This is a genomic window from Pseudoxanthomonas sp. SE1 (genome assembly GCF_029542205.1).
Lineage (GTDB): Bacteria > Pseudomonadota > Gammaproteobacteria > Xanthomonadales > Xanthomonadaceae > Pseudoxanthomonas_A.
Genome location: NZ_CP113783.1, coordinates 459,184 through 482,241, shown reverse-complemented (window position 1 = coordinate 482,241; position 23,058 = coordinate 459,184). Strand labels below are relative to the sequence as shown.

At 66.1% G+C, this 23,058-nt stretch carries 20 protein-coding genes and 1 tRNA gene; 9 read left to right on the top strand and 12 right to left on the bottom strand.

Annotated features, from left to right (window positions below; translation table 11 throughout):
* Positions 1 to 134 precede the first annotated feature (134 nt).
* From OY559_RS02255 to dtd, 5 genes are all read right to left on the bottom strand, one after another.
* Positions 135 to 210, bottom strand: a tRNA-Ile gene (locus tag OY559_RS02255).
* A complete protein-coding gene (gene mdoH / locus OY559_RS02250; protein ID WP_277729889.1) occupies positions 173 to 2,143 on the bottom strand; it encodes a glucans biosynthesis glucosyltransferase MdoH in 1,971 nt (656 codons plus the stop codon). Before mdoH ends, OY559_RS02255 begins: the two co-directional genes overlap by 38 nt.
* Positions 2,144 to 2,145: 2 nt before the next feature.
* On the bottom strand, positions 2,146 to 3,690 hold the full coding sequence (locus OY559_RS02245) for an OpgD/OpgG family glucan biosynthesis protein (RefSeq protein ID WP_277728514.1): 1,545 nt from the start codon (positions 3,688 to 3,690) through the stop codon (positions 2,146 to 2,148).
* A gap of 154 nt (positions 3,691 to 3,844) precedes the next feature.
* Positions 3,845 to 5,701 (bottom strand): RNA polymerase sigma factor RpoD, encoded by a 1,857-nt coding sequence (gene rpoD / locus OY559_RS02240; RefSeq protein ID WP_192199927.1) that lies wholly within the window; start codon positions 5,699 to 5,701, stop codon positions 3,845 to 3,847.
* Positions 5,702 to 5,801: 100 nt separating this feature from the next.
* A complete protein-coding gene (gene dtd / locus OY559_RS02235; protein WP_277728513.1) occupies positions 5,802 to 6,242 on the bottom strand; it encodes a D-aminoacyl-tRNA deacylase in 441 nt (146 codons plus the stop codon).
* Between the two features lie 95 nt (positions 6,243 to 6,337).
* On the opposite strand from dtd, the gene OY559_RS02230 reads away from it, so the two are divergent.
* From OY559_RS02230 to OY559_RS02210, 5 genes are read left to right on the top strand one after another with little or no spacing between them, the layout of a single operon-like run.
* Positions 6,338 to 7,237 (top strand): lauroyl acyltransferase, encoded by a 900-nt coding sequence (locus OY559_RS02230; RefSeq protein ID WP_277728512.1) that lies wholly within the window; start codon positions 6,338 to 6,340, stop codon positions 7,235 to 7,237.
* Positions 7,238 to 7,259: 22 nt separating this feature from the next.
* Complete coding sequence (locus OY559_RS02225) at positions 7,260 to 8,720, top strand: SEL1-like repeat protein (RefSeq protein ID WP_277728511.1); 1,461 nt, start codon at positions 7,260 to 7,262, stop codon at positions 8,718 to 8,720.
* The gene (locus tag OY559_RS02220; protein WP_277728510.1) at positions 8,717 to 9,217 is read left to right on the top strand and encodes a PH domain-containing protein; all 501 of its coding nucleotides are present in this window, start codon (positions 8,717 to 8,719) and stop codon (positions 9,215 to 9,217) included. The genes OY559_RS02225 and OY559_RS02220 overlap by 4 nt, the downstream gene beginning before the upstream one ends.
* Before the next feature lie 11 nt (positions 9,218 to 9,228).
* On the top strand, positions 9,229 to 10,749 hold the full coding sequence (locus tag OY559_RS02215) for a PH domain-containing protein (protein WP_277728509.1): 1,521 nt from the start codon (positions 9,229 to 9,231) through the stop codon (positions 10,747 to 10,749).
* A gap of 2 nt (positions 10,750 to 10,751) precedes the next feature.
* Positions 10,752 to 11,846, top strand: a complete 1,095-nt coding sequence (locus tag OY559_RS02210; protein ID WP_277728508.1) for a glycosyltransferase family 9 protein — start codon at positions 10,752 to 10,754, stop codon at positions 11,844 to 11,846.
* Here OY559_RS02210 and OY559_RS02205 read toward each other — a convergent pair.
* The 3 genes from OY559_RS02205 to OY559_RS02195 all read right to left on the bottom strand — a co-directional run bounded on the left by OY559_RS02205 (position 11,822) and on the right by OY559_RS02195 (position 14,585).
* Complete coding sequence (locus tag OY559_RS02205; RefSeq protein ID WP_277728507.1) at positions 11,822 to 12,637, bottom strand: glycosyltransferase family 2 protein; 816 nt, start codon at positions 12,635 to 12,637, stop codon at positions 11,822 to 11,824. The genes OY559_RS02210 and OY559_RS02205 overlap by 25 nt on opposite strands.
* A gap of 101 nt (positions 12,638 to 12,738) precedes the next feature.
* Entirely contained in the window at positions 12,739 to 13,767 is a 1,029-nt protein-coding gene (locus OY559_RS02200; RefSeq protein ID WP_277728506.1) for a CDP-glycerol glycerophosphotransferase family protein, read from the bottom strand.
* Positions 13,767 to 14,585 (bottom strand): glycosyltransferase family 2 protein, encoded by an 819-nt coding sequence (locus tag OY559_RS02195; protein WP_277728505.1) that lies wholly within the window; start codon positions 14,583 to 14,585, stop codon positions 13,767 to 13,769. Before OY559_RS02195 ends, OY559_RS02200 begins: the two co-directional genes overlap by 1 nt.
* 151 nt (positions 14,586 to 14,736) lie before the next feature.
* On the opposite strand from OY559_RS02195, the gene OY559_RS02190 reads away from it, so the two are divergent.
* Genes OY559_RS02190 through OY559_RS02180 form a run of 3 tightly spaced genes read left to right on the top strand, consistent with a single transcriptional unit; the run spans position 14,737 to position 17,476 of the window.
* Complete coding sequence (locus tag OY559_RS02190; RefSeq protein ID WP_277728504.1) at positions 14,737 to 15,675, top strand: UDP-glucuronic acid decarboxylase family protein; 939 nt, start codon at positions 14,737 to 14,739, stop codon at positions 15,673 to 15,675.
* A gap of 2 nt (positions 15,676 to 15,677) precedes the next feature.
* Positions 15,678 to 16,589 carry a glycosyltransferase family 2 protein gene (locus tag OY559_RS02185; RefSeq protein ID WP_277728503.1) on the top strand — a complete coding sequence of 304 codons (912 nt, stop codon included), beginning with the start codon at positions 15,678 to 15,680 and terminating at the stop codon, positions 16,587 to 16,589.
* On the top strand, positions 16,586 to 17,476 hold the full coding sequence (locus tag OY559_RS02180) for a glycosyltransferase family 2 protein (RefSeq protein ID WP_277728502.1): 891 nt from the start codon (positions 16,586 to 16,588) through the stop codon (positions 17,474 to 17,476). Before OY559_RS02185 ends, OY559_RS02180 begins: the two co-directional genes overlap by 4 nt.
* A 29-nt stretch (positions 17,477 to 17,505) precedes the next feature.
* Here the strand turns inward: OY559_RS02180 and OY559_RS02175 are convergent, their stop codons facing one another.
* From OY559_RS02175 to def, 4 genes are all read right to left on the bottom strand, one after another.
* On the bottom strand, positions 17,506 to 18,720 hold the full coding sequence (locus OY559_RS02175; protein WP_277728501.1) for an O-antigen ligase family protein: 1,215 nt from the start codon (positions 18,718 to 18,720) through the stop codon (positions 17,506 to 17,508).
* A 216-nt stretch (positions 18,721 to 18,936) separates the two neighbouring features.
* Entirely contained in the window at positions 18,937 to 20,235 is a 1,299-nt protein-coding gene (gene rsmB, locus OY559_RS02170; protein ID WP_277728500.1) for a 16S rRNA (cytosine(967)-C(5))-methyltransferase RsmB, read from the bottom strand.
* Positions 20,232 to 21,152 carry a methionyl-tRNA formyltransferase gene (fmt, locus tag OY559_RS02165; protein WP_277728499.1) on the bottom strand — a complete coding sequence of 307 codons (921 nt, stop codon included), beginning with the start codon at positions 21,150 to 21,152 and terminating at the stop codon, positions 20,232 to 20,234. The genes rsmB and fmt overlap by 4 nt, the downstream gene beginning before the upstream one ends.
* A gap of 75 nt (positions 21,153 to 21,227) precedes the next feature.
* The gene (gene def / locus OY559_RS02160) at positions 21,228 to 21,740 is read right to left on the bottom strand and encodes a peptide deformylase (RefSeq protein WP_277728498.1); all 513 of its coding nucleotides are present in this window, start codon (positions 21,738 to 21,740) and stop codon (positions 21,228 to 21,230) included.
* Between the two features lie 132 nt (positions 21,741 to 21,872).
* Here def and OY559_RS02155 point away from each other — a divergent pair, with 132 nt between their 5' ends.
* Positions 21,873 to 22,997 carry a LysM peptidoglycan-binding domain-containing protein gene (locus OY559_RS02155; protein ID WP_277728497.1) on the top strand — a complete coding sequence of 375 codons (1,125 nt, stop codon included), beginning with the start codon at positions 21,873 to 21,875 and terminating at the stop codon, positions 22,995 to 22,997.
* Positions 22,998 to 23,058 lie beyond the last annotated feature (61 nt).

Here is a 23,058-nt window from a genome sequence, read left to right as displayed (position 1 = left end):
TGCATGGGGCCGACGGGCAGGGCGATGACCGGCGCGAAGATCAGCAAAAAAACCGGTCCTCCATCGAACAGCAAGGGACACCCGCTTTCAGCCGCTCCAGTCGCCGCCGACCATCTGTCAGGGGTTGGCAGGGATGGTGGGCCCACCAGGACTCGAACCTGGAACCAAAGGATTATGAGTCCTCTGCTCTAACCATTGAGCTATAGGCCCCCAGCGCGAGGATTGTACCGGAGGCCAAGGGTACGGATGGCGCGTCGTCGGGTGCGGCGCGCAATGCCAGGGCACGAGCGAGGATCGCCGGAGGCGTGGATTCCTCTGGAATGCGCAGCCATCCTGCAGCGCGCAGGCGTTGGCCGACCACAGGCGATGCCGTCAGGACGTTGATGGGGATGGACAGGACCATGCCCAGCACGACCGGCCCCATCCATGCCGCCAGTGCAGGCGACACGAGGTAGGCGACCACGCCGCTGCCCGCACCGAACAACGTCAACCCCGCGTAACGGCGTACCAGGCTGGCGAGTGGCACGCTGCCATCGTCGCGACGCTGCGTCTCCCAGCCGGAATCCTGTCCGGCCAGCACTTCCGCCACGCCACGCGATTGCACGTACATGGTGACCGGCGCCATCAATGCCGCCATCACGGTTTCCAGCAACGCGCTGCCGATGATGCGCAGCCCGCCGCCGCACTGCCGACGCAACGCCGGCTGCACCAGCGTGGCCACGCAGCCCATCGCCTTGGGCGCCAGCAGCACCGCCATCGTGAAGTAGAAAACCCACAGGAAACGCGCCGGATCACCGCCACGCCAGTAGAGTGCAGGCGTGAAGCCTTCCATATGCGGCTGGCTCAGGTTGAAGCCGGCCTGCTGCAACGGAATGGCCAGGCCGACCAGCATCAGCATGGCCCACATCGGCGCGGTGAAGTAATGACCGATGCCGACCAGCAGATGCAGCCGATGCATGCGGTGCAGGCCACGCGCCGGCAGCACCGCGCCATGCTGCAGATTGCCCTGGCACCAGCGGCGGTCGCGCACCAGCATGTCGGTCAGCGAAGGCGGTCCTTCCTCGTAACTGCCGCCCAGTCCCGGCGCCATGTGGATGGCCCAGCCACCGCGGCGAAGCAACGCCGCCTCCACAAAATCATGGCTGAGCACGGCCCCCTCGAACGGCTTGCCGCCGCGAAGATGGGGCAGGCCGGCGTGGCGGGCGAAGGCTGCGGTCCGGATGATGGCGTTGTGCCCCCAGTAGTTGCCTTCCGCGCCATGCCACCAGGCAATGCCGTGCGCCACCACCGGGCCATATACGCGTCCGGCGAACTGCTGCATCCGCGCGAAGAACGTGCGCCCATTGACGATCATCGGCAGCGTCTGGATCAGTGCAACGCTGGCATTGCGTTCCATCGCATCCGCCAGACGGACCAGGGTGTCGCCGGTCATCAGGCTGTCGGCATCCAGGATCAGCATCTGCGGGTACGCCCCACCGAAACGCCGCACCCACTCCGCGATATTGCCCGCCTTGCGCTCCGTGTTCTCGCGGCGGCGGCGATAGAACACGTGCGCGTCGGCACCCAGTCGGTGCCGAAGAGCCCGGACGGCCGCCACTTCCTGATGCTGGACATCCGGACGCGTGGTGTCGCTGAGGATGAAGAAGTCGAAACGGTTCCCCTGCCCGGTACCCTGCAACGATTCATGCATCGCATGCACGCCGGCCAGCACGCGATGGGGGTCTTCGTTGTAGGTCGGCACCAGCAGGGCCGTGCGGGTCGAAAGCACGGGAAGTGCCGCCGCCTCATCGATGCCGAGTGGATGCGGGCGTCGACGCAACAGCAGCACGAAGCCAGCCAATGCGCTGGAGAACGACAGCGCGATCCAGGCAAACAGCGCAACAAACAACGCGAGCAGCACGCCCTCCAGCACATTGATACCGTCGCTGCGCAATACCCACCAGATCTGATAGGTCGCGAACACGGTCAGCGCGATCGCAGTCACCATTACCAGCGCACGCCGCCGCCTGATTGCGGGCGGCGATGTGGGCAGCGCGCTTGACGACAGGCGTCCTGTCCGCAGGTCCTGTACCGGCATGGGAAGTGGTGATTCGGGGGGCAGCCATGCCTGCTGCAGCGGATCATCCACGCGATGTGTGTTCATGATCAGGTGCTCCAACGGTACAGCCAGGTTTCGGACAGCGGCCTATCGCCGTCCAGGACACGCGCATGCAGTTCCGCGTCACGCCCGTCCGTGCCGCCTTCCTGAGGACGGAATTCAAAGCTCAGGCGCCAGCCGCGCGTCTCCGGGTTCGGATAGACCACCGCGCCGACAACATCGCCGCGTGCTGCCCAGACATCGGGTTGCAGTTGCGCGTCGCGCGGCAGCGAGGCGAGGCGGCCGCCTTCGAGATCGATCACCACCAGGCGCCGCGACGGATCCGGTGCCGCACCGATACGCGTGTCCGTGACGATGGCCAGGCCGGCGTCCCACTGATGCGTGTCGCACCAGTGCATGCGGTAATCGAAGCGATGTTCACGGCCCGCACGCAGTGGCGCGGCGGGCCGCCAGAACGCCACGATGTTGTCGTGGTATTCGTCGCCGGTGGGAATCTCCACCAGTGTGACCGCTCCTTTGCCCCAATCCCCCTTGGGCTCGATCCAGAGACTGGGGCGCTGGTGGTAGCGCGCCTCGATATCGGCGTAGTCGCCGAAGCCGCGCTTGCGCTGCATGAGGCCAAAGCCGCGAGGCCCGGCGTCGGCGAACGCGCTCAGCTGGACACGTGGCGGATTGCTCAGCGGTCGCCAGATCTGTTCGCCGTGTCCGTTGAGAATGGCAAGGCCATCCGAGTCGTGCACGGCCGGCCGGTAGTCATCGGTTCCCACGCGGTCGCCAGCATCGAACTCGAACATGCTGGTCAGCGGCGCGATGCCTGCACGCGCGAGGTCCACGCGGGGATACAGGCGTGATTGCACATCGATGACGGTTTCGCCACCCGGGCGGATCAGGAAGCGGAACGCACCCGCCACACTCGGGCTGTCGAGCAAGGCATGCACAACCAGCTGCGTAGCGCCCGGCGGAGGCTGCTCGATCCAGAAGGCGCGGAACAACGGGAACTCCTCCGCACCCGCATCACCGCTGCCCAGCGCAAGTCCACGCGCGGAAAGGCCGTATGCGTGTCCCTTGCCCAGGGCACGGAAGTAGCTGGCGCCGAGGAACGCGATCAACTCGTCGAACACATCTGGCTGGTTGAGCGGGGTATGCACGCGGAAGCCAGCGAACCCCAAGGCGTGGTCCTGTGGGGGCGTCACGCCCTGCGGAAAATCAAACAGCCCGGGGGAATACGGAATCGGCTCGGCGCGCCCCTCATGCACCCGCCAAAGCTCCACGCGCTGTTTGAACAGGAATCCGCGATGGAACATCTGCACCTGGAATGGCAAGGCTTCCTTGCGCCATAGGGCCTGCGCCGGGTCGAAGCGCAGATCGCGATACGCGTCATAGCCGGTGTCCAATGACGCGGGCAGCTGTTCGTCAGGCGCGCGATAAGGCTGCCTCGCCATCGCTTGCGCAAGGCGTGGAACCGTTTCCAGGGTGAATCGCGTCGGTGCTGTCGCGGTGTTCGCTGTGTTCGTGGCCTGCGCCATCGCGCGGGGCATGCTGCCCAGCAACGCGATGGCGAGGACGGATTTGATTGCGTCCCGTCGCTGCACGCGGAAGTCTGACTCGTGGGGTGGCCGCGATTGTAGCGGCGCGCATGTGATGACGGCGGCAAGATGGGCGCGTCAACGGCGCCAACCTCGCACCAAAAAAAAACGCGGCCCCGAGGGGCCGCGCTTCGTTGGTGCAATGCCGTGCTTCTTCGCGTCAGTCGATGTCGAGGAAGCTGCGCAGCTGTTCCGAACGCGACGGATGACGCAGCTTGCGCAATGCCTTGGCTTCTATCTGGCGGATGCGCTCGCGGGTGACATCGAACTGCTTGCCGACCTCTTCCAGCGTGTGATCGGTATTCATGTCGATGCCGAAACGCATGCGCAGCACCTTGGCTTCCCGGGGAGTCAGGCCGGCGAGCACGTCGCGGACCGTTTCCGACAGGTTGATGTTGGTGGTGTTCTCGATCGGGGACTCCACGTTGGTGTCCTCGATGAAGTCGCCCAGGTGGGAGTCCTCATCGTCGCCGATCGGCGTTTCCATGGAGATCGGTTCCTTCGCGATCTTCATGACTTTGCGGATCTTGTCTTCCGGCATGTCCATTTCCTTGGCCAGTTCTTCCGGCGTGGCCTCGCGGCCGTACTGCTGGAGCATCTGGCGGGAAATGCGGTTGAGCTTGTTGATCGTCTCGATCATGTGCACCGGGATGCGGATGGTGCGCGCCTGGTCGGCGATCGAGCGGGTGATGGCCTGTCGGATCCACCAGGTCGCGTACGTCGAGAACTTGTAGCCGCGACGGTATTCGAACTTGTCGACCGCCTTCATCAGGCCGATGTTGCCTTCCTGGATCAGGTCGAGGAACTGCAGGCCGCGGTTGGTGTACTTCTTGGCGATGGAGATGACCAGGCGTAGGTTGGCCTCGACCATTTCCTTCTTCGCCTTGCGTGCCTTGGCTTCGCCATAGGCCATCGCGCGGCTGATCTCCTTGATGTCGGCCAGCGTCAGGTACATCGCCTGCTCGACGGCGATGGTGGCTTCCTGCTCGGCGACGATCTGCTCCCTGACATCGCGCAGGCCCGAAGACCACTTCTGCTTGCGCTTCAATACCTCGTCCACCCAGCCCAGGTTGGTCTGGTTGCCTTCCCATGCGCGCAGGAACTCCTTGCGCGGCATCTTGGCGACGTTGGCGCACAGGTGCAGCACGCGGCGTTCGTGGTCCTTCACCTGGGCCACGACCTCGCGCAGCTTGCGCACCAGCGTGTCGGTCAGCGGAAGCGGCAGCTTGAGGGTGACGAAGGTCTCGCCCAGTTCGGTGCGAAGTTTGACCACGGCCTTGTTCTCGGGGCCGTTCTTCGCATAGGACTTCTTGAACTTGGCATAGCCGTCGGCCAGCACCTGCATGCGGCGCGCGACTTCTTCCGGATCCGGGCCGGTCGGACCCGCTTCCTCGGCCACATCGTCCGCGGCTTCTTCTTCATCGTCGGCGGCATCGTCGGCGGCTTCGACAGCCTCTTCGGCCACCGGCACTTCCGGGGCCGGCTCTTCGACATCGTTGAAGCCGACGATGACTTCGGCCAGGCGCTTCTTGCCGGCCTTGTGCAGTTCGTAGTCTTCCAGCAGCAGTTCGATCGACCACGGGAAGTTGCCCAGCGAGGCCTGCACCTGGCCCAGGCCTTCCTCGATGCGCTTGGCGATGGCGATTTCGCCTTCGCGGGTCAGCAGCTCGACGGTGCCCATTTCGCGCATGTACATGCGCACCGGGTCGGTGGTGCGGCCACCTTCGGTATCCAGCGACGTCAGCGCCGCGGCGGCCTCTTCGGCCGCGGTCTCGTCGACTTCGCGGTTGCCGGTGTTGCCATCGGCAAGCAGGAGGGTTTCGGCATCGGGAGCGACTTCATGGACGTCGATGCCCATGCCGTTGATCATGCCGATGATGTCTTCGATCTGTTCCGGATCGACCAGGTCGTCGGGAAGGTGATCGTTGACTTCGGCGTAAGTCAGATAGCCCTGCTCCAGGCCCTTGCTGATCAAGAGCTTGATGTCGGACTGCTGCGCAGGACGTTCGTTGGCCATCGAGGTTGCGCCACCGGGAAGAGGAAAGGGAGAACCCCGTATTATACCAGCCCGGACCGGCTTGGGTTCCTGAAGCCTGTCTCCCGGCAAGGGGAGAACGTCACGGGCGGAGCAGGAAGGTCACGGGCCCGTCGTTGACGAGGCTGATCACCATATGGGCGCCGAAACGCCCGGTTTCCACCCTGCCGGCGTGCTTTTCACGGCAGATGTCGACCAATCGGTTGAAGCCCTGTTCAGCCTTGGCGGGCGGTGCGGCGGTGGTGAAGCTGGGCCGCATGCCCGAGCGGGTATCGGCGGCCAACGTGAACTGACTGACCAGCAGCAGCCCGCCGTTCGTATCGGCCAGGGACCGGTTCATGCGCCCCGCCTCGTCGGCGAAGACCCGGTAACCCAGCAGGCGGTCGGCCATGCGGGCAATCTGCGCCTCGCCATCCCCCGGCTCCACCCCCACCAAGGCCAGCAGACCGGTGTCGATGGCCCCTACGACGGTGTCGTCGACCGCTACGCTCGCCCGGGTCACGCGCTGGATCAGGGAAAGCATGGGATGGGTCCGGACGGCATGAAGGGAAGAACAGGATACCGGGGTCGCCGTCCCGCACCGGCAAGGGCGGCACGCCGGTTGGCTACACTCGGCGGATGAAACCGGACACCCTCGCCGCCTTCGGCTACCACGTCGCCGCCTTGATCGGGCGCCTCCCCTGGCCTTGGCTGCGCGCGCTGGGAGACGCGATGGCCTGGGCGTGGCGCCGGTTCGACGTGCGCGAAAGCCGCGTGGCCCGCCGCAATCTGGAGATCGCTTACCCGGACCTGCTGCCGGGACAGCGTGAGGAACTGCACGCTGCCATCCTGCGCACGACAGCGCGGCAGGCGCTGCAAACCCTGCGCTTCTGGACGCGGCCTGCGGGCGAGAACCTGGCCTGCCTGCGCGAGCGTCACGGCGAGGCGCTGTACGACGAAGCTCTGGCCAGCGGCAAAGGCGTGATCGTCGCCGCGCCCCACTTCGGCAACTGGGAGCTGCTCAACCAGTGGCTGGCCTCGCGCGGCCCGATCGCCATCGTCTACCGCCCGCCTGAGTCGCCGGCGGGTGATGCCTTCCTGCTGCGCGTGCGTGGAGCGGACAACATCCGCCAGGTGCGCGCGGAGGGCCCCGCCGTGCGCCAGCTGTGGAAGGTGCTGAAAGACGGGGGAGCGGTGGGCATCCTGCCGGACCAGCAGCCGAAGATGGGCGACGGCGAATTCGCGCCGTTCTTCGGCAAGCCCGCGCTGACCATGACGCTGGTGTCGCGCTTGGCCGAGCGCACGGGAGCGACGGTGCTGTTCGCCTGGTGCGAACGCATCGGCCCCGGGCCCGACTTCGCACTGCACGTGGAGCGCGCACCCGCGGCGATAGCCGATGCCGACGCCGTGACGGCAGTGACGGCCCTCAACCAGGCCGTCGAGCGGATCGCACGCCGTGATCCAGCGCAGTACCAGTGGACCTACAAACGCTATACCCTGCGGCCGGAAGGCAGTGGCGAGGGCAATCCCTACCACTGAGGGGACCACACAGGGGAACACGATGCGGATGCGGAAATGGCTGACCGGGATGTTGGCTGGCGCACTGGTGCTGCCGGCGTGGGCGGCGCAGGACATGGCCACCATGAACGAGGTCTCACGAACGTGGGATCGTTATGCAGCGCTGAGCAGCCAGGACAAGGTCGAGGCCGTGGATCTGCTGTCAGGCTCCAGCCTGGCGCACACCGGCTTTCTGCGCGACATGGCGCTCTACGCCTCGCCTGATCAGTTGCGGCGCCTGCCGGTACTTGATCGCGTGGTGGTCTATCTTCTTCGCGCCACTCAAACCGAGGCGGCATTGCAGGCCATGGATGATCGCGCCGTGGCAACCCTGTGCGTGAGCCGGGGCTGGATCAATACCCGACCACCCCAGCCGGATGCCGCCATACCAAGCCTGTCCCACGTCACGGTGGTGGGCGACCAGGCGATCGGCGAACTGGCACCACCGACGGAGACCCAATTCCAGTTCGGACCCGCATTCGTGCGGGAGGACGGTCAGTGGCGCTTCCTTTACACGTCCATGGTGGAGGACATGTCCTTCGGGATGGACGAGCAGATACGGCGAACGGGCATGAGTGAATCCCGCGTGCTGGAAATGTCGCTCTCGAACTCGCTCCAGAGCCAGGCGCCCAGCCTGGCCACACTCGACCGCGCGCTGCTGGATGATGCGGCCAAGCGCACGCGACTGAACGAAAGGTGGCCCGACTACAGCCAGTGGCAACACCTGCGTGTACGCGCCGTGGTGCGCAAGGCCGAGGAAGGCGATGCGTTCGCCCAGTTCGTCACCGGCAGCCTGCTGTACGGCGGCGAGATACCGGCCGTTCTGCCCAAGGATGAAGCCGCCGGCCTCGCCTGGTGGGAGAAGGCCAGCGAAGGCGGACATGGCGACGCCGCGTGGATGACGTTCATCACCATCACTGGGGGCAAAGAAGGCCAGACCGATGCGGCCATGCTCAAGGCGCTCCCGCACCTGCAGCGCGCAGTGGCCCAAGGCCGGCCGCCCGAAGCATTGCTGGCGCAATCCAACTACTACCTGGATGGCATGGGCGGTCTGCCGCGCGACTGCCGGCAGGCAGCGGAATGGGCGGCGCGCGCAGAAGAAGCCGGAGCGGAACCAGCGCGCAACGAACGCGTCTGGATCTGGGCCACCTGTCCTGTCGCCGGACAACGCGATCCGGTCCAGGCGCTGGAACTCGCCCAGCACATGATCCGTCGCGAAGAGACCCTGGCCTGGCATGAACTGGACACCGTCGCGGCTGCGCTGGCCGCCAATCACGACTTCGAGCAGGCTGTCCGCTTCGAGAGCCGCGCGGTGGAGAAGATGAGTGCCGATCCAGAGTACAGCGGGCGCGAGCGCGACGCGGTCCTGAAGCGCATGAAAGCCCGGCTGAGCCGCTATCGCCGCGGCCGTGACTATGTGCTGGACTATCGGATGATCGATGAACTGAGGACAGGCAGGCAGTGACGCACCCCGATATCCCCACCCCCCTGCCGACGGTCGCCGACTGGCAATCACTGCCGCCCCGCGGCGCCTGGCTGGCCGCGCTGGGCGGTGCTGCCCTGATGTTCCCGCTGGCGATCCCTGCTTTCTTCGTCTCCCGGGCCACTGACGTCGTGTCGCCCTGGCTTGCTGTTCCCGCAGCGGCGCTGGCCGGCGCCGTGATCGGCGCGTGGGTTGCGGTCAAGCGCCATCGGCGCACCCGCTGGCGCCTCGACGATCAGGGTTTCGCGTTGCGCCGCGGCAACTGGTGGCAGAGCGAGACCCACGTGCCCATTTCACGCGTGCAGCACCTGGATCTCAAGCGTGGGCCGCTTGAGCGCAGTGCACGCCTGTCGACCCTGGTGGTACACACCGCGGGCACGCGGATGGCGGCGGTGTCGGTGTCGGGGCTGGATGCGGACGACGCGGAGCGTCTGCGCGAACGCCTCGCCACGCAGGTCGACCACGACGACGCGCTGTGATGGACGGCGCCATGCAAGCGGACGCATCCGGCGAACGTCGTCTGCATCCCTGGTCGTGGCTGTTCGTGCTGTTGCAGCAGCTCAAGCAGTTCATCTTCCCGCTGGTCGCGCTGGTGGTGTTCGGTGCCCGCAAGAGCAGCGGCGATGGCGATCTCTGGGCGTCGCTCGCTCCCGTCATCGGCATCATCGTGCTGGTGGTGCTGGCGATCCTGCAGTACTTCACCTATCGCTACACGATCGGTCGCGATGGCCTGACGGTGCGCGAAGGCCTGCTGCACCGCTCACGACGGGAAATTCCGTTCTCGCGCATCCACAACGTGGTGGTCCACCAGTCGCTGCTGCATCGCGTGTTCGGCGTTGCGGAAGTGCGACTGGAATCTGCGGGGGGCCAGAAGCCCGAAGCGCAGATGCGGGTCCTCGGTCTGCACGATGCGCTGGCCCTGGAAAACCTGGTGCGGCACCAGACGCATGACGCGACCGCCCACGAGACGCCAGGCACCGCGGGGGCAACACACCCGGCCGATACCACGCTGCTGTCGCTCTCGACACGGGAGGTCATCAAGCTTGGCCTGATCTCCAACCGCGGCATGATCGTGGTCGCCGCGGGCTTCGGTGCCGCGTGGCAGATCCTGCCGGAGAAGATGATCGAACAGTTCTTCCGCCAGGGTGCGAAGCAGGCTTACGGCTACGCCGAGCAACTGCATCTGGGCTGGCTCGCCGGTGCGGCCAGTGCGGTCGCACTCGCCGTCATCGCGCTGGGGCTGGTCCGTGCCTTGTCCGTCGTGCTGGCACTGCTGCAGTTCCACGGTTTCCGGCTGACCGAAGATGCGCGTCGCCTGATGGTGGAACGGGGCCTGCTTGCGCGCCTTCGCACCAGCGTCGCACGCCGGCGCATCCAGGCTTGGACGCTGCATGAAGGCGTGCTGCACCGGCTGTTCCGCCGCCGCTCGCTGCGCATCGATACCGCCGTAGCCGAAAAGGCGGGACAACAGGACACGCGCGCACTGAAGGACGTGGCCCCGATCGCGTCGCCCGATGCGTGCGATGCACTCGTGCGGCACCTGCTGCCGCACGTGGAGTGGCCGCGCGAGGACTGGCAACCCGTGCAGGGCTCCGCCCACTGGCGCTTGCTGCTGCCGTCGCTGGCAGTGCTGGCGCCCATCACGGCGCTCGCGGCGTGGCACTTCGGTCATTGGGCCTGGCTGGGGCTTGCATGGTTCGCCTTCGCGGCATACGCCGCCCACCGGCACGCGCAGCGCATGGGCTGGGCCCTGGACAGTCACGTCATTGCCGTGCGCAGTGGCTGGTGGTCGCGTTACTGGCGCTTCGCCGAGATCGACAAACTGCAGGCATTGCGCCTGTCGCGTTCGCCCCTCGACCACGCCTGCGGCACCGCCACGCTCTGGCTGGATACGGCGGGTGCGAGCGGGATCGCCGCACCGCTGTGCCTGCGTTTCGTGCGCGACGCAGACGCGGTCGCGGTCTACGACCGCCTGCGCAACACGCTGGCAACACGGCGCCTGCGCTGGTGAACGTGGCAGCGCACAAGCAGGCCGGTCCCGCTGCAGCGGGCGCGGCGCCCCTGGTCGTGCGCTGCGGGGCGTTCGGCGACATCGTGATGCTCACCACGCTCATCCGTCTGCTGCATGCGCGGTATGGTCGCCGGATCGACGTGCTGGGCGCGGGGCCATGGACGCACGCATTGCTCGAGCCGCTACCCGAAGTGGGCACCGTGTGGACGGTCCGCAGCCGCAACACGCCTTACCTGCTCTGCCCCAGTCAATGGGCGACGGTCGCCTGGCTGCGAAGGCGCGGACGTGGACCCGTGTATGTATGCGACACCGATGCCCCTACGCTGCGCCTGCTGCAGCGTGCCCGATTGAAGGAGGAGGACCGGGTGCAGCGCGTGCGCGAAGACGACGAGCACGACGGCGTTCCGCGACTCTGGCCGGACCGCTGGGTGCGGCTGGGCCAGCGCGATCCGGTGCATCGCTATCCGTGCGCTGGCGATGTGGTCGCTGAGGCCTTCCGCCTGCCCCGGCTTGTCGTGGCTCCGGCGGATCGTGCCGATGTCCTGCAGTGGAAGTCAGCGCACGGGATCGGAAGCGCGCCGTGCATCCTGTTCCAGCCCGGCAACAAGCGCACCCACAAGCGTGGCCGCCTGGGCGCGGGAAGCAATGCCAAGCACTGGCCGGCGACGGCATGGGCTGAACTGGCGCAGGCGATCTGGAACGACCTTCCCGACGCCCGGATCGTACTGTGCGGATCGCCGGCCGAGCACGGCGTGCTGGACGACATACATGCCGCCACCCAACGCTCCCCCCGCATGCTCAACGCCGCGCGTGAACTGCCTGTCCCGCGCCTGCTCGCGCTGATGGAACACGCCCACAGCATGGTCTCGGTGGACACCGGCCCCGCGCATGCCGCTGCCGCGCTCGCCTGCCCGCTCGTCGTGATGTTCGGTGCGGCCTCGCCGGCGAAATGGCGCCCCATCGGTCCCGGCGCGATCCGGGTACTGGGGGGCGAACGTGGAAGCGCAGGCCGTGTCGCCGATCTCGAGGTCGCCGACGTGGTCCACGCATGGCGTGCGCTGCCGGTGCGCGATCAGCCCGTCTTGTCGATGCCGTAGGGCGTCCAAGTGATGCGCCGTGCGCGGGTCTGCGCGCGGATGGCGAGGTTGCGCTGGAGCGACTCCGATGTCTTGTAATCCCGCGCGTGGTCCAGGTGCACGCACACCGCCCGATGCCGGATCTGCTTGCCGCGGATACCGTGGTTCTCCAGACGCTCGCCGAGTTCGCGGTCGGGGCCGCCGTACTTCATTCGTTCGTCGTATCCGTTGATCGCCAGCAGATCCCGCTTCCATGCGGAAGAGTTGCAGTTGTTGAAGGTCGCGCGCGTGGTGGTGATGGCATCCAGCAGGGGGCCGGTCCGCGCACCCGCGCCCAGCTTGAGCGCGGGCGAGAATCCCACGTGGTCCAGCGTGCGCAGCCAGTCGAGCTGGAAGCATCGACCATCGCGGATGTCATCCAGCGTGATCGCCTTGCTCGCCTTCATGCTCAGCTTGCAGTAGCCCCCGGACAGGAAGCGCCCCGGCTCCGCCAATGCGGCATGGACACCGACAAAATCTCGGCGCGGAATGCAGTCTCCGTCGGTGAAAAGAACGTAGTCGTGCGCCGCCGCCAGGATCGCGCGATTCAGGATTTCCTGCCGCCGGTAACCCGCGTCCTCGTGCCAGACATGCCGCAATGGCACCGGATAGTCGCCCGCCAGCCGCTCCACCATCTCGCGGGTACTTCCACGCGAACCATCGTCGGCAACGATCAGTTCGAAATCACGCCATGTCTGGAACCGGTAGCCGTGCAGCACCTTCTCCAGCCACTCCTCCGCGTTGTACGTACTGGCAATGACAGTGATCTTCACGGCACCCCTTCACCGGATTTCTCGGGGCATGGCGCTCGCCATGGCACTCGACCCCGCCCCCATTCTCGCGCGACCAGATGACAACCGGTAGCGCCCGGTCCTCAGGCCGGCCCCCAGTAACCGATGCGCTTGCGGATCTTGAGCTTCCGCCACAGGTTCATCGGCTTGGGCCGCCGATTGCGCGCGCCTGCGGCGATGAACGCATCGATGGCATCCAGCACGCGCTCGCTCGATCGGCCGTCGCGATAGGGATGGATGCTGTCGGCATAGTCGACGATGGCCTGCATCAGCTCCGGCGGCCGGGACAACGCGCGCCGGATCGCCGGCTCGAACTGCGCCGCATCGTCGATATCGAGCAGTTGCGGGCCCGGCCTGCGGTTCTTGAACGTGACCACCGGCTTGTGCGTGAGCAGGAACTCGTTGAGCGCAGACGATGTGTCCGAACACATCATGTCGACCTGCGGAAACAGGTCCAGGATATTGTCGTCGTCGGCAAAGCGCAGGTGTTCGTTCTCCAGCGCACGGAACTTCGCCACGGTGTCCGGATTCATCTTCGGATGGAAGGTGACGATCCAGCGCCACTCCCCGGTGCGCGACAGGCGCTTCACTTCTTCGTACAGGGTCTCCGCGGCACTCCACGACGGGGAGAACGTGGAGTGGTACAGGATGACCGGGGGGTCGCGCACGGGCGGCAGCGCCCCGGCGATATCCTTCATGAAGGGGTCGATCTTCGGCCACCCCGTCTCGACGACTTTGAAGTGACCGACGCGCTCGGCGATGTCCGAGAATGCCCGCGTGTCGTTCGGCCCGGTCGTGCAATACAGGTCGAAAAACCCGCGGATATAGATGTGACGGGGTTTCCCGGCATCGAAGCCGTGGAAGGTCTCCACCTTCACACCCGGGAAAAAGTGCGGCACCGCGTTGCTGCCGGTGATCACGGCGATGGCGTCCCAGCGGCGGACTTCCTCCGTGGTGGTCAGCAGCCTCTCGTCTGGTCGCAGGTCCTCCGCACCGGGGCCATCGAAGAACCAGGCGACCTCACCGCCGCGGGCGCGGATCGCATCCTGCAACGGCCGCAGGATGGCGAGCGCATAGCGCTCCGAACCATAGAGGAGATAATGCTTGGCCATCAGTGTTCCAGTTGGTGTCGGGCGAGCTTGCGGTGCGCAGCCTCGATGGAGGCGGGGTTGTGCTGCATCTCGTAGTAACGCATGCGCTTGTAGACGGCATAGCTGGCCGCCGTCTGGGCAATGATGAAACCGCGCCAGCCATCCAGGAAGGCCAGTCGCAGCAGGTAGTCCTTGATGAAGCTGGACAGATAGACCAACGGCGTCAACCACATCCGCACCGGCCGGCGCTTGTCGCGCCAGTCGAGCGCCTTCAGCTCGCTGTAGCGGAGCACCTTCAGCTGCTTGTGTACCAGGCTGGGGTTATCGGCGTGGTTGAAGGGCGCCTTGAACTCGACGGTATCGCCGTCGAAGCGCAGCGATTCGTGTACGCGCGCATCAGTCCAGCGCGCCCGTCCGCGGTGGTAGAGCCGCGCCATCCTCTCGCCGACCATGGGCCGGTACCAGCGCATCGGCGCCCCCATCAGCCAGGTCCGACGGCGAAGCCACGCGCCAGCCTTGGGGGATGCCAGCAATGCGGGCAGGTCACGTTCGAGTTGTGCAGCGAGCTCCTCCGAGAGGAACTCGTCCGCATCCAGCACCAGCAGCCAGTCGTTCCGGGCCTGTGCACTCGCGAAGTTGCGCTGCGGCCCGAACCCCAACCAGTCCTGGTGAACCACGCGCGCGCCATGCGCCTCCGCGACCGCGACGGTATCGTCGGTGCTCCCACTGTCGATCACCAGCTTTTCCGTGACGAACGACACGCTGTCCAGGCAGCGCCCGATATTCAGTGCCTCGTTGTGAGTGATGACGACGAGGGAGATGGGAAGGGGGGCCTGCATGACGATCATTCTAGACTCCCTCGCAGATTCCGGGCGTAGGAGGCCTGCCAGCGTGGTTTCCTGACTGGCGGCTGTCTTGTGCGTACACGCGAACCCACTCTCGGCTCACAGTCCCGGGAGAATACTGCATCCCCCCCCCACCCCCCATCCCATGCAGCGCATCCTGGTCACCGGCGGAGCCGGCTTCCTCGGGTCGCACCTGTGCGAACGGCTGGTCGAACAAGGCCACGACGTACTGTGTGTCGACAACTTCTTTACCGGCAGCAAACAGAATATTGCCCATCTGCTCGGGCATCCCCGCTTCGAGTTGATGCGTCACGATGTGACCTTCCCCCTCTATGTGGAAGTGGACCGCATCTTCAATCTCGCCTGTCCCGCTTCACCGGTGCACTACCAGCACGATCCGGTCCAGACCACCAAGACCAGCGTGCATGGCGCCATCAACATGCTCGGTCTGGCCAAGCGGCTGGATGCGCGCATCCTGCAAGCGTCCACCAGCGAGGTGTACGGTGACCCCGAGGTACATCCGCAGCAGGAAGGCTACTGGGGCCGCGTCAATCCGATCGGCATCCGCAGTTGCTACGACGAGGGCAAGCGTTGCGCAGAAACACTCTTCTTCGATTACTTCCGCCAGCACCGGCTCGACATCAAGGTCGTGCGCATCTTCAACACCTACGGCCCGCGGATGCATCCCAACGATGGCCGCGTCGTGTCCAATTTCATCGTGCAGGCGCTGCGTGGCGAGGACATCACCATCTACGGTGACGGCAGCCAGACACGCAGCTTCTGCTATGTGGATGATCTTATCGATGCCATGGCACGGATGATGGAGACCGAGCGCGGCTTCACCGGCCCGATCAACATCGGAAACCCCGGCGAGTTCAGCATGCTGGAGCTGGCGGAAAAAGTACTCGCTCTGGTCGGCGGCCGTTCCCGGCTGGTATTCCAGCCCCTGCCTTCCGACGACCCGAAGCAGCGCCAGCCGGATATCGCGCTGGCACGCGAGAAGCTGGGCTGGGAGCCGAAGATCGAACTCGAGGATGGACTGAAAGAAACCATCAACTATTTCCGCCACCTGCTGCAGGCCTAGGCATGACCACCTTCGCCGTCGTCGTCACCAACTACAACTACCGCGCATTCGTCGAGGCTGCGGTGGACAGTGCATTGGCCCAGCGCTATGCGCCGCGCCAGATCGTCGTAGTGGACGACGGCTCCACCGACGGTTCGCCCGAATTGCTCAGACAGCGTTACGGTACCGACCCCAGGGTAACGCTCCTGTTCGGCGAGAACGGCGGGCAGCTGTCTGCATTCCGGAGAGGCGTCATGTCGACCGATGCCGACGTGGTCTGTTTCCTGGATGCGGATGACCTGTGGGAGCCGGGATACCTGGAGGCGCTCGCCAGGCTTTACGACCAGCGTGCGGATATTGATTTTGTCTTCAGTGACCTGAAAGTCTTCGGTGATGACAGTGAGCACATCCGTTTCGATGAACGACCGGTAGATCTCGGCTTCACGGCCATCAGCACCCTCGTATTCCAGCCCTGGTACGGCGCCCCCACGTCCGCACTGTCGCTCCGTCGCACCTGGGCCGTGCGGACGCTCGACCTTCCCGCCTCCTTCGACGCATTGTGGCGGCTGTGCGCCGATGCCTGCGTAGTCCACGGCGCCAGCATCCTGGGCGCACGCAAGTACTTCCTGCCGACTGGCGAGGTACGCTATCGGTCGCATGGAAAGAATGGCTGGTGGGCCACACGCCGCGACCCGGTGTCGATTTACCGCAACCGCATCCGCAACCTCGGCATCATCAACCACTACGCGGCCATCGTCGGTCTCGACCGGTCGGCGGCCGATCTCGGCAAGTACGAGTACCGCACGAAGGTCGCGCCCTCCCGGACGGAGCGCAAGCGGTATGCCTCGCTCGCGCTGCATGGAACGGCGCCATGGTGGAAGCGTTGGGAAAGGGCACTGGGCATCATGCTCGACCGCAGGAGCGGGAAGCGATGAGTGCCAAGCCTGCTTCGCACAAGCCCTGTTCGGTCAGCGTCCTCGTCACGACATTCAATTGGCCCGAGGCGCTGGCCAAGACACTGCGCGCGCTCGCGGCTCAGCAGACGCTGCCTTCTGAAGTGATTGTGGCCGATGACGGGTCTGGCCCAGCCACGCGCGCCTGCATCGAGCGCTTTGCGCGCGACTACCCGATACCCCTGCATCATTGCTGGCAACCCGACCAGGGCTTCCGGGCCGCGCTGTGCCGCAACCGCGCCATCGCTGCAGCTTCCAGCGAGTACGTAATCCTGCTCGATGGCGACATGGTGCCGCATCCTGCCTTCGTCGCCGATCACCTTGCTGCTGCACGGCGCAATACCTTCGTGCAAGGTGTGCGCGTGCTGACCGATGCCGATGGTCGTGACAGGCTACTCGGCAGTGACGCTCACGCCTTGGGATTCTTCGATCCGGGCATTCGCCGGCGGCGTCACGCCTTGCGCCTGCCATGGTTGTCGCGCTGCATCGCAGCTGTTAGTCCCAGCACGTCCTTGAAAGCGATCAAGACCTGCAACCAGGCTTGGTGGCGCGAAGATCTGATCGCACTCAACGGCTTCGATGAACGCTACCAGGGATGGGGGCGTGAGGATGTCGACCTGGCGGTTCGCGCCGTCAGGGCGGGTATCAAGCGTCGCTCGCTCCGCTTCGCCGGCCTGGCCAGTCATCTGTATCACCCTGAACGCCACGATGGGGAAACGAGCCCCAACGATGCCCTGATCTTCGAAACGAAACACGGGCAGCGCACGCGCAGCCTGCTGGGCCTGGACAGGCACATGGAGACGGCCAACCCATCGTCGACGCCCAAGCTGGCGTCACCAGCAAGCGGAGAACACGCCGTCGCTGCATGAAGCGCGGCAGTACTGAATCGGCCGCGGGATCATTCCCGCTGCATGCCGACACCGAGCAAGAGCCCCACCAACACCACGTAAGCGCTCGTGCTGAGCGCGTGGGAGAACATCGACTGCGTCAGGCCGGAGACCATGTAGGTGACCACCAGCATGCCGGCCGCCCACGGTGCTCCTGCCGCGGCCTCCGTGCGCGCCAAGCGGATCTGGTGCGCCGCGACCGACAGCGGAACGAGGTACAGAGCCAGCAAGCTGAAGATGCCGACCACCCCCATCGTCGCGCCCCATTGGGCAAGATCGTTGTGTGCGTGCTCCAGCCCGCAGAAATGACGCTCGCCTCCCCGGCAATAGACACTGGCGTCGATACGTGCCTCGAAAGCATCGATGCCGATACCCGTGAGCGGCGATTCGCGGAAGGCATCCCACGCCACCGTCAGCAATCCGAGACGCGCGCTGATCGGCTGGTCCACCTGGCCCAGCGCATAGCCGGAGACATCCGCATGCAGCTGGTCCAGCCTGAACTGGGTGGACAGCCAAGGCACGGTCCACAGGGCGGCGAACAGGATCGCCAGCACCCCGCTCGCGATGCCGAGTCGCCGCCATCGGTAACGCGCCGTGCCGCCCACCAGCAACATCAACACCACGAGGCCCAGACCCAGCAGCGCACCGCGGCTGCCGCTGAGGATGACGGCGACGTTGGCCAGTACAATCACGCCGACCAACAGCAACGGCATCAGCACCCCCTTGTGCGATGGCCGGCAGAACACCGCAACCACCAGCAGCGCAAGCACCGCATTGGCGAACACGATCGGGTTCGCCTCGCTGCCCGCCCTCTCGACCCCCGACGAAACCTGCACGATCGAAATCGTGCAGGCAATGAGCAGGCCCGCCAAAGCCCCGTACCACAGGCTCGACATGCGTACGCGGGTCGTCCAGGCCAGCCAGGCGCACCAGGGAAGCAGCAGCACGCGCGAAGGATTGTCCAACGAGGCCCAGCGCGCGTCGCGCGCCCACATCGACGCAGCCGCGACGGCGACGACAATCAGTGCCGCCGCCAATAGCGGGTACCAGGCGCGCGGCACGGCACGCCCGCCACGCCAGAGGTCCGGCAGTGCGGCCACGGTGGCCGCCAGCATCAGTACCGCGAATACGGAAAGGCCCTTGGGCACCACCAGCAGCGTGGCCGCGCTGAACCCTGCCAGCCACGCCAACCCGCGCGCGACATCCTGTCGACGACAACTCCTCATCTGTACACCTCGGGTCCCGCGGATTGCGATGGCACGATCATGGCGGCAGCAGGCAGGACTCCCGGGAAGGGGAGTTTGAGCCAACGGCATGATCGTTACGTCAATGCAACGTGAATCGGCAGTCCGCTGCGCGGAGGGAAGTATGCGGCAAGCAGACGATTCATCGCACGCACTTGCGTCGCCGCCGTCGCGCCAGGTTGAGTCCTGCGATATGGCTCACGTTTTCTTCCGCCACGACGCATAGAAAAATCCATCCATGTCCTGATCCCCCGGAAAACGCTGTCGGCCGCCGGCGTCCTTGAGGCCGAAGGCCTCATCCAGCAGATCCGGCACCGCGTCCGGGTGCCGTGCACGGAATCCGTCGGCCTGTTGCGCGTTCTCGGCCCGCAGAACCGAGCACGTCGTGTAGATCAGCCGGCCGCCCGGAGCGAGGACACGCCAGGCGGCTTTCAGCAGATCCCTCTGCAACCGCATCAGCGCGGCAATGTCCTCCTCCCGCCGATGCAGCAGCACATCCGGTTGCCGGCGCACGATGCCCGTGGCGGAGCAGGGCGCATCCAGCAACACGACATCGAAAGGCTGGCCATCCCACCAGGCCGTCGTATCGGTGGCATCGGCTGCCTGCAGGTGAGCGCTGGCACCCACGCGGTCGAGCGTCTCCCGGACGCGCTGCAACCGGCGGGCGTCCACATCCAGTGCAACCAGTCGCAATGAAGGATCACGTTCAAGCAGGTGCGCGGACTTGCCGCCGGGCGCGGCGCACATGTCCAGTACGCGGGCCCCCGCTGGCAGCGTGCCTGCCAGATCCGCCACGCGCTGTGCGGCGCCGTCCTGCACGGAGACATCGCCCTGGGCGAAACCAGGCAATGCCGTGGCAGCCAGGGGTTCGCGCAGGACCAGCGCATCGGCCATGCCCTCCGCGAGGTCCGCCTCGATGCCCGCATCCGCCAGTCGTTGCCGATATTCGTCACGACTGCCGCGGGACCGATTGACTCTCAACCACAGGGGCGCTTCGTGTTGGCTGGCATTGAAGATCGCCTCGGCCTGTTCCGGCCAATCGGTCCTGATCTGGCGGCGCAACCATTCCGGCCAAAGAGCGTCCGCCGATGCCTCAGGCAGGCCCTCGCGCTGCGCACGACGCAATAGCGCGTTCACGACCTTGTCCTGATGCGGCCTTCCCAGCGCGCGCACGGCTTCCACGGTTGCCGACAGCGCCGCGTGCGGAGGAAGACCCAATATCACCACCTGCGCGAACCCCACGTGCAGGAGCGCACGCACCTCGTTGTCGCGCGGCCCCAGAGGCCTGCTCATCCATTGCGCCAGCGCCGCCTCGCTGCGGGCGCGCGAACGCAGTACGGCGAAGCAGATCGCCTCCAGCAACGCGCGGTCCCGTGCGTCGTCGATGCGGGGCAGGCAGGTGGCCAGCTCCGCCTTCAGCGAACGGCCACGGTGCATCACGGCATCGACGACACGGGTGGCCAGGACCCGTACCGCGACGCCGGCCTGCGTGTTCATGCCGTCACCAGGTCGCGCCGCGCATTGAGGTAGTCGGCGGCGGTGATCGCCTTGCCCCCTTCCCGCTGAACGACCCGCAGGCGCAGGACGCCATCGCCGCAGGCGATGTCCAGCCCCTGCCGGCCTGCCGTCAGCAACGTGCCCGGAGCGGCGCCGTGGGCTTGGTCCACCACGACCGCGCCGTGGATGCGCAGACGCTCGCCGGCGACCTGCGCTTCGGCCACGGGCCAGGGGTTGAATGCACGCACCTTGCGGGCCAACACCTCGGCCGGCTGCGACCAGTCGAGCCTGGCTTCGGCCTTGTCCAGCTTGTGCGCGTAGACCACGCCCTCTTCCGGCTGCGGATGGGGCGGCAGGCGGACGCCGGCCCGCAGCAGGCCGAGTGCATCGCGCAGGACCTGGGCTCCCAGATCGGAAAGCCGGTCGTGGAGTTGCCCGCCGGTATCGTCTGGACCGATCGGCATACTCTGCGCCAACAGCACCGGCCCGGTGTCCAGGCCCGCTTCCATCTGCATCAGGCAGACACCCGTCTCGGTATCGCCCGCCTCGATGGCGCGCTGGATCGGCGCGGCACCGCGCCAGCGCGGCAGCAGCGAAGCGTGCACGTTCCAGCAACCGTACTGGGGGATGTCCAGTACCGCCTGCGGAAGCATCAGGCCATAGGCGACCACGATCATGACGTCCGGCTGCATCTCGCGCAGCGCGTCCTGGGTGGATTTCTTCCTCAGCGACAGCGGCTGCAGCACCGGGATGCCGCGCTGGATCGCCTCCAGCTTGACCGGCGAAGGGGTCAGTCCACGCCCACGTCCCGCCGGGCGATCGGGCTGGGTGTAGACCGCGACGACTTCATGGTGGGCGTGCGCGGCGCGCAGGCTGGGCACGGCGAACGCCGGCGTGCCGGCGAAGACGATTCTCATGCGGGTGAGGCCTCGGGGAAGGGATATCGGAACGGGCGGGACCAGCCCGGCACCCGATCCCGCCATGCCGGCACGTCAGGCGACGTGCTTGCGCTGCTTTGCCAGCTTCTTGCGCACCATCTCGCGCTTGAGCGGCGACAGGTAATCGACGAACAGCTTTCCGTCCAGGTGGTCCATCTCGTGCTGGATACAGACGGCGAGCAGGCCATCGGCCCGCAGTTCCTGCGGCTGGCCCTGGCGGTCGAGGAAACGCACGGTGACGGCATCGGCACGGGTCACGTCGGCAAAGATGCCGGGCACGGACAGGCAGCCTTCCTGGTAGACCTGTTCGCCGACCTGTTCACTCAGCTCGGGATTGATGAAGACCTGGGGCTGGTTCTTCTCTTCGCTGATGTCGATCACCATGAAACGCTGGTGCACGTCCACCTGGCTGGCGGCCAGGCCAATGCCAGGCGCGTCGTACATGGTCTCGAACATGTCATCCAGCAGCCGCTGGAAAGCGGGCGTCGTCACATATCCGGCGTCGACCGGCGCGGCCTTGGTCCGCAGGCGCGGATCCGGGAATTCGAGGATGGGAAGCAGGGCCATGGTACGTCTCGGGATGGGGGCGCCAGTGGAATCCGGCAAGGCCTCACGAATTCTAACGCGGGCGCTTGCTTTGCGTCGGGTTTTCTGGACTATAGTGCTGACCACCTGTCGGGGAATCAGGTAGATACCGCCATGTTTAAATATTTTCGTACGGTTCTCGCCGTTGCGGCGCTGACCGTCGGCACTTACGCGGCCGCTGCCGAGATGGCGGGGAGCCACCCTGATACCTACGTGGTCAAGCGTGGCGACACGCTGTGGGACATTTCGGCGCGCTTCCTCAAGAAGCCATGGCTGTGGCCGGAGATCTGGCAGGCCAATCCGCAGATCCAGAACCCGCACCTGATCTATCCGGGCGATGTGATCAGCCTGGCTTATCTGGATCGCGTGGCCGTGCAACCCGGCCCGCGCCAGGAAGCCCCGCTGAATGCCATCCCGCTGTCCGACATCGAGGCGTACCTGAAGGATCGCCGCGTCGTCGACAGCTTCGAGGGCCTGCCGCACGTCGCCGGGCTGGATGAAGACCGCCTGCGTGGCTCCGGCGGCCACAACATCTACGTCCGTGGACTGGATGGCGCCCAGCCGGGCCAGCGCTTTGCGGTGGTCCGCCCGACGGCCCGCTTCACCGACAATCCGCGCGCGCAGGACCTGGATTTCCGTGGCAAGACCATCCGCGGCGAAGTGGACCAGTGGAAGGACATCGTCGAACAGAGCGGCAAGGGCGCTTTCCTGGGCTACGAACTGGCGAAGGTCAACGTGGCGACCTTCACCCGGGGCGTGGTCCCGGGGACCGAGGTCAGCACGCTGGTCGCCGACATCGGCGGACATGAGGTCCGCGTCGGCGACCGCCTGATCCCGGTGGACGCACAGCCCTACGACCTGCACTTCTTCCCGCACCCGCCCTCGAGCGACCCGGGTGGCAAGCTGCGCGTGCTGGCCGTGGCGGATGCCCTCACCTCGGGCGGTACGCGCGACGTGATCGCCATCTCCGGCGGCCGTCTGGACGGCGTGGACAACGGCACCGTGTTCTCGGTGTGGCGCAATGGCAGCCACACCGCCAACCGCATGGCCCACCCGGAATCCTCGCGCATCAGCGAGTCGCCGAAGTCCGGCGCCGGCCGCGTCAGCCTGCCTGACGAGTACGCCAGCCATGCGATGGTGTTCCGCACCTTCGACAAGGTCAGCTACGCGTTGGTCATGGAAGGCGTGGAGGCCACCCGCGTCGGCTACGAGCTGAAGCACCCGGACGCGACCTACTGATCCGCGTCAGGCAATTCCTACGCAAGACCGCGACGGCGCCCGAGGGCGCCGTCGTTGTTTC

Bases quoted from the DNA above. Each gene is read 5' to 3' on its own strand.
- mdoH (WP_277729889.1), bottom strand. From the start codon at position 2,143: ATGAACACACATCGCGTGGATGATCCGCTGCAGCAGGCATGGCTGCCC.
- rpoD (WP_192199927.1), bottom strand. From the start codon at position 5,701: ATGGCCAACGAACGTCCTGCGCAGCAGTCCGACATCAAGCTCTTGATC.
- dtd (WP_277728513.1), bottom strand. From the start codon at position 6,242: ATGCTTTCCCTGATCCAGCGCGTGACCCGGGCGAGCGTAGCGGTCGAC.
- OY559_RS02230 (WP_277728512.1), top strand. From the start codon at position 6,338: ATGAAACCGGACACCCTCGCCGCCTTCGGCTACCACGTCGCCGCCTTG.
- OY559_RS02225 (WP_277728511.1), top strand. From the start codon at position 7,260: ATGCGGATGCGGAAATGGCTGACCGGGATGTTGGCTGGCGCACTGGTG.
- OY559_RS02215 (WP_277728509.1), top strand. From the start codon at position 9,229: ATGCAAGCGGACGCATCCGGCGAACGTCGTCTGCATCCCTGGTCGTGG.
- OY559_RS02200 (WP_277728506.1), bottom strand. From the start codon at position 13,767: ATGGCCAAGCATTATCTCCTCTATGGTTCGGAGCGCTATGCGCTCGCC.
- OY559_RS02195 (WP_277728505.1), bottom strand. From the start codon at position 14,585: ATGCAGGCCCCCCTTCCCATCTCCCTCGTCGTCATCACTCACAACGAG.
- OY559_RS02190 (WP_277728504.1), top strand. From the start codon at position 14,737: ATGCAGCGCATCCTGGTCACCGGCGGAGCCGGCTTCCTCGGGTCGCAC.
- OY559_RS02185 (WP_277728503.1), top strand. From the start codon at position 15,678: ATGACCACCTTCGCCGTCGTCGTCACCAACTACAACTACCGCGCATTC.
- OY559_RS02180 (WP_277728502.1), top strand. From the start codon at position 16,586: ATGAGTGCCAAGCCTGCTTCGCACAAGCCCTGTTCGGTCAGCGTCCTC.
- OY559_RS02175 (WP_277728501.1), bottom strand. From the start codon at position 18,720: ATGAGGAGTTGTCGTCGACAGGATGTCGCGCGCGGGTTGGCGTGGCTG.
- rsmB (WP_277728500.1), bottom strand. From the start codon at position 20,235: ATGAACACGCAGGCCGGCGTCGCGGTACGGGTCCTGGCCACCCGTGTC.
- fmt (WP_277728499.1), bottom strand. From the start codon at position 21,152: ATGAGAATCGTCTTCGCCGGCACGCCGGCGTTCGCCGTGCCCAGCCTG.
- def (WP_277728498.1), bottom strand. From the start codon at position 21,740: ATGGCCCTGCTTCCCATCCTCGAATTCCCGGATCCGCGCCTGCGGACC.
- OY559_RS02155 (WP_277728497.1), top strand. From the start codon at position 21,873: ATGTTTAAATATTTTCGTACGGTTCTCGCCGTTGCGGCGCTGACCGTC.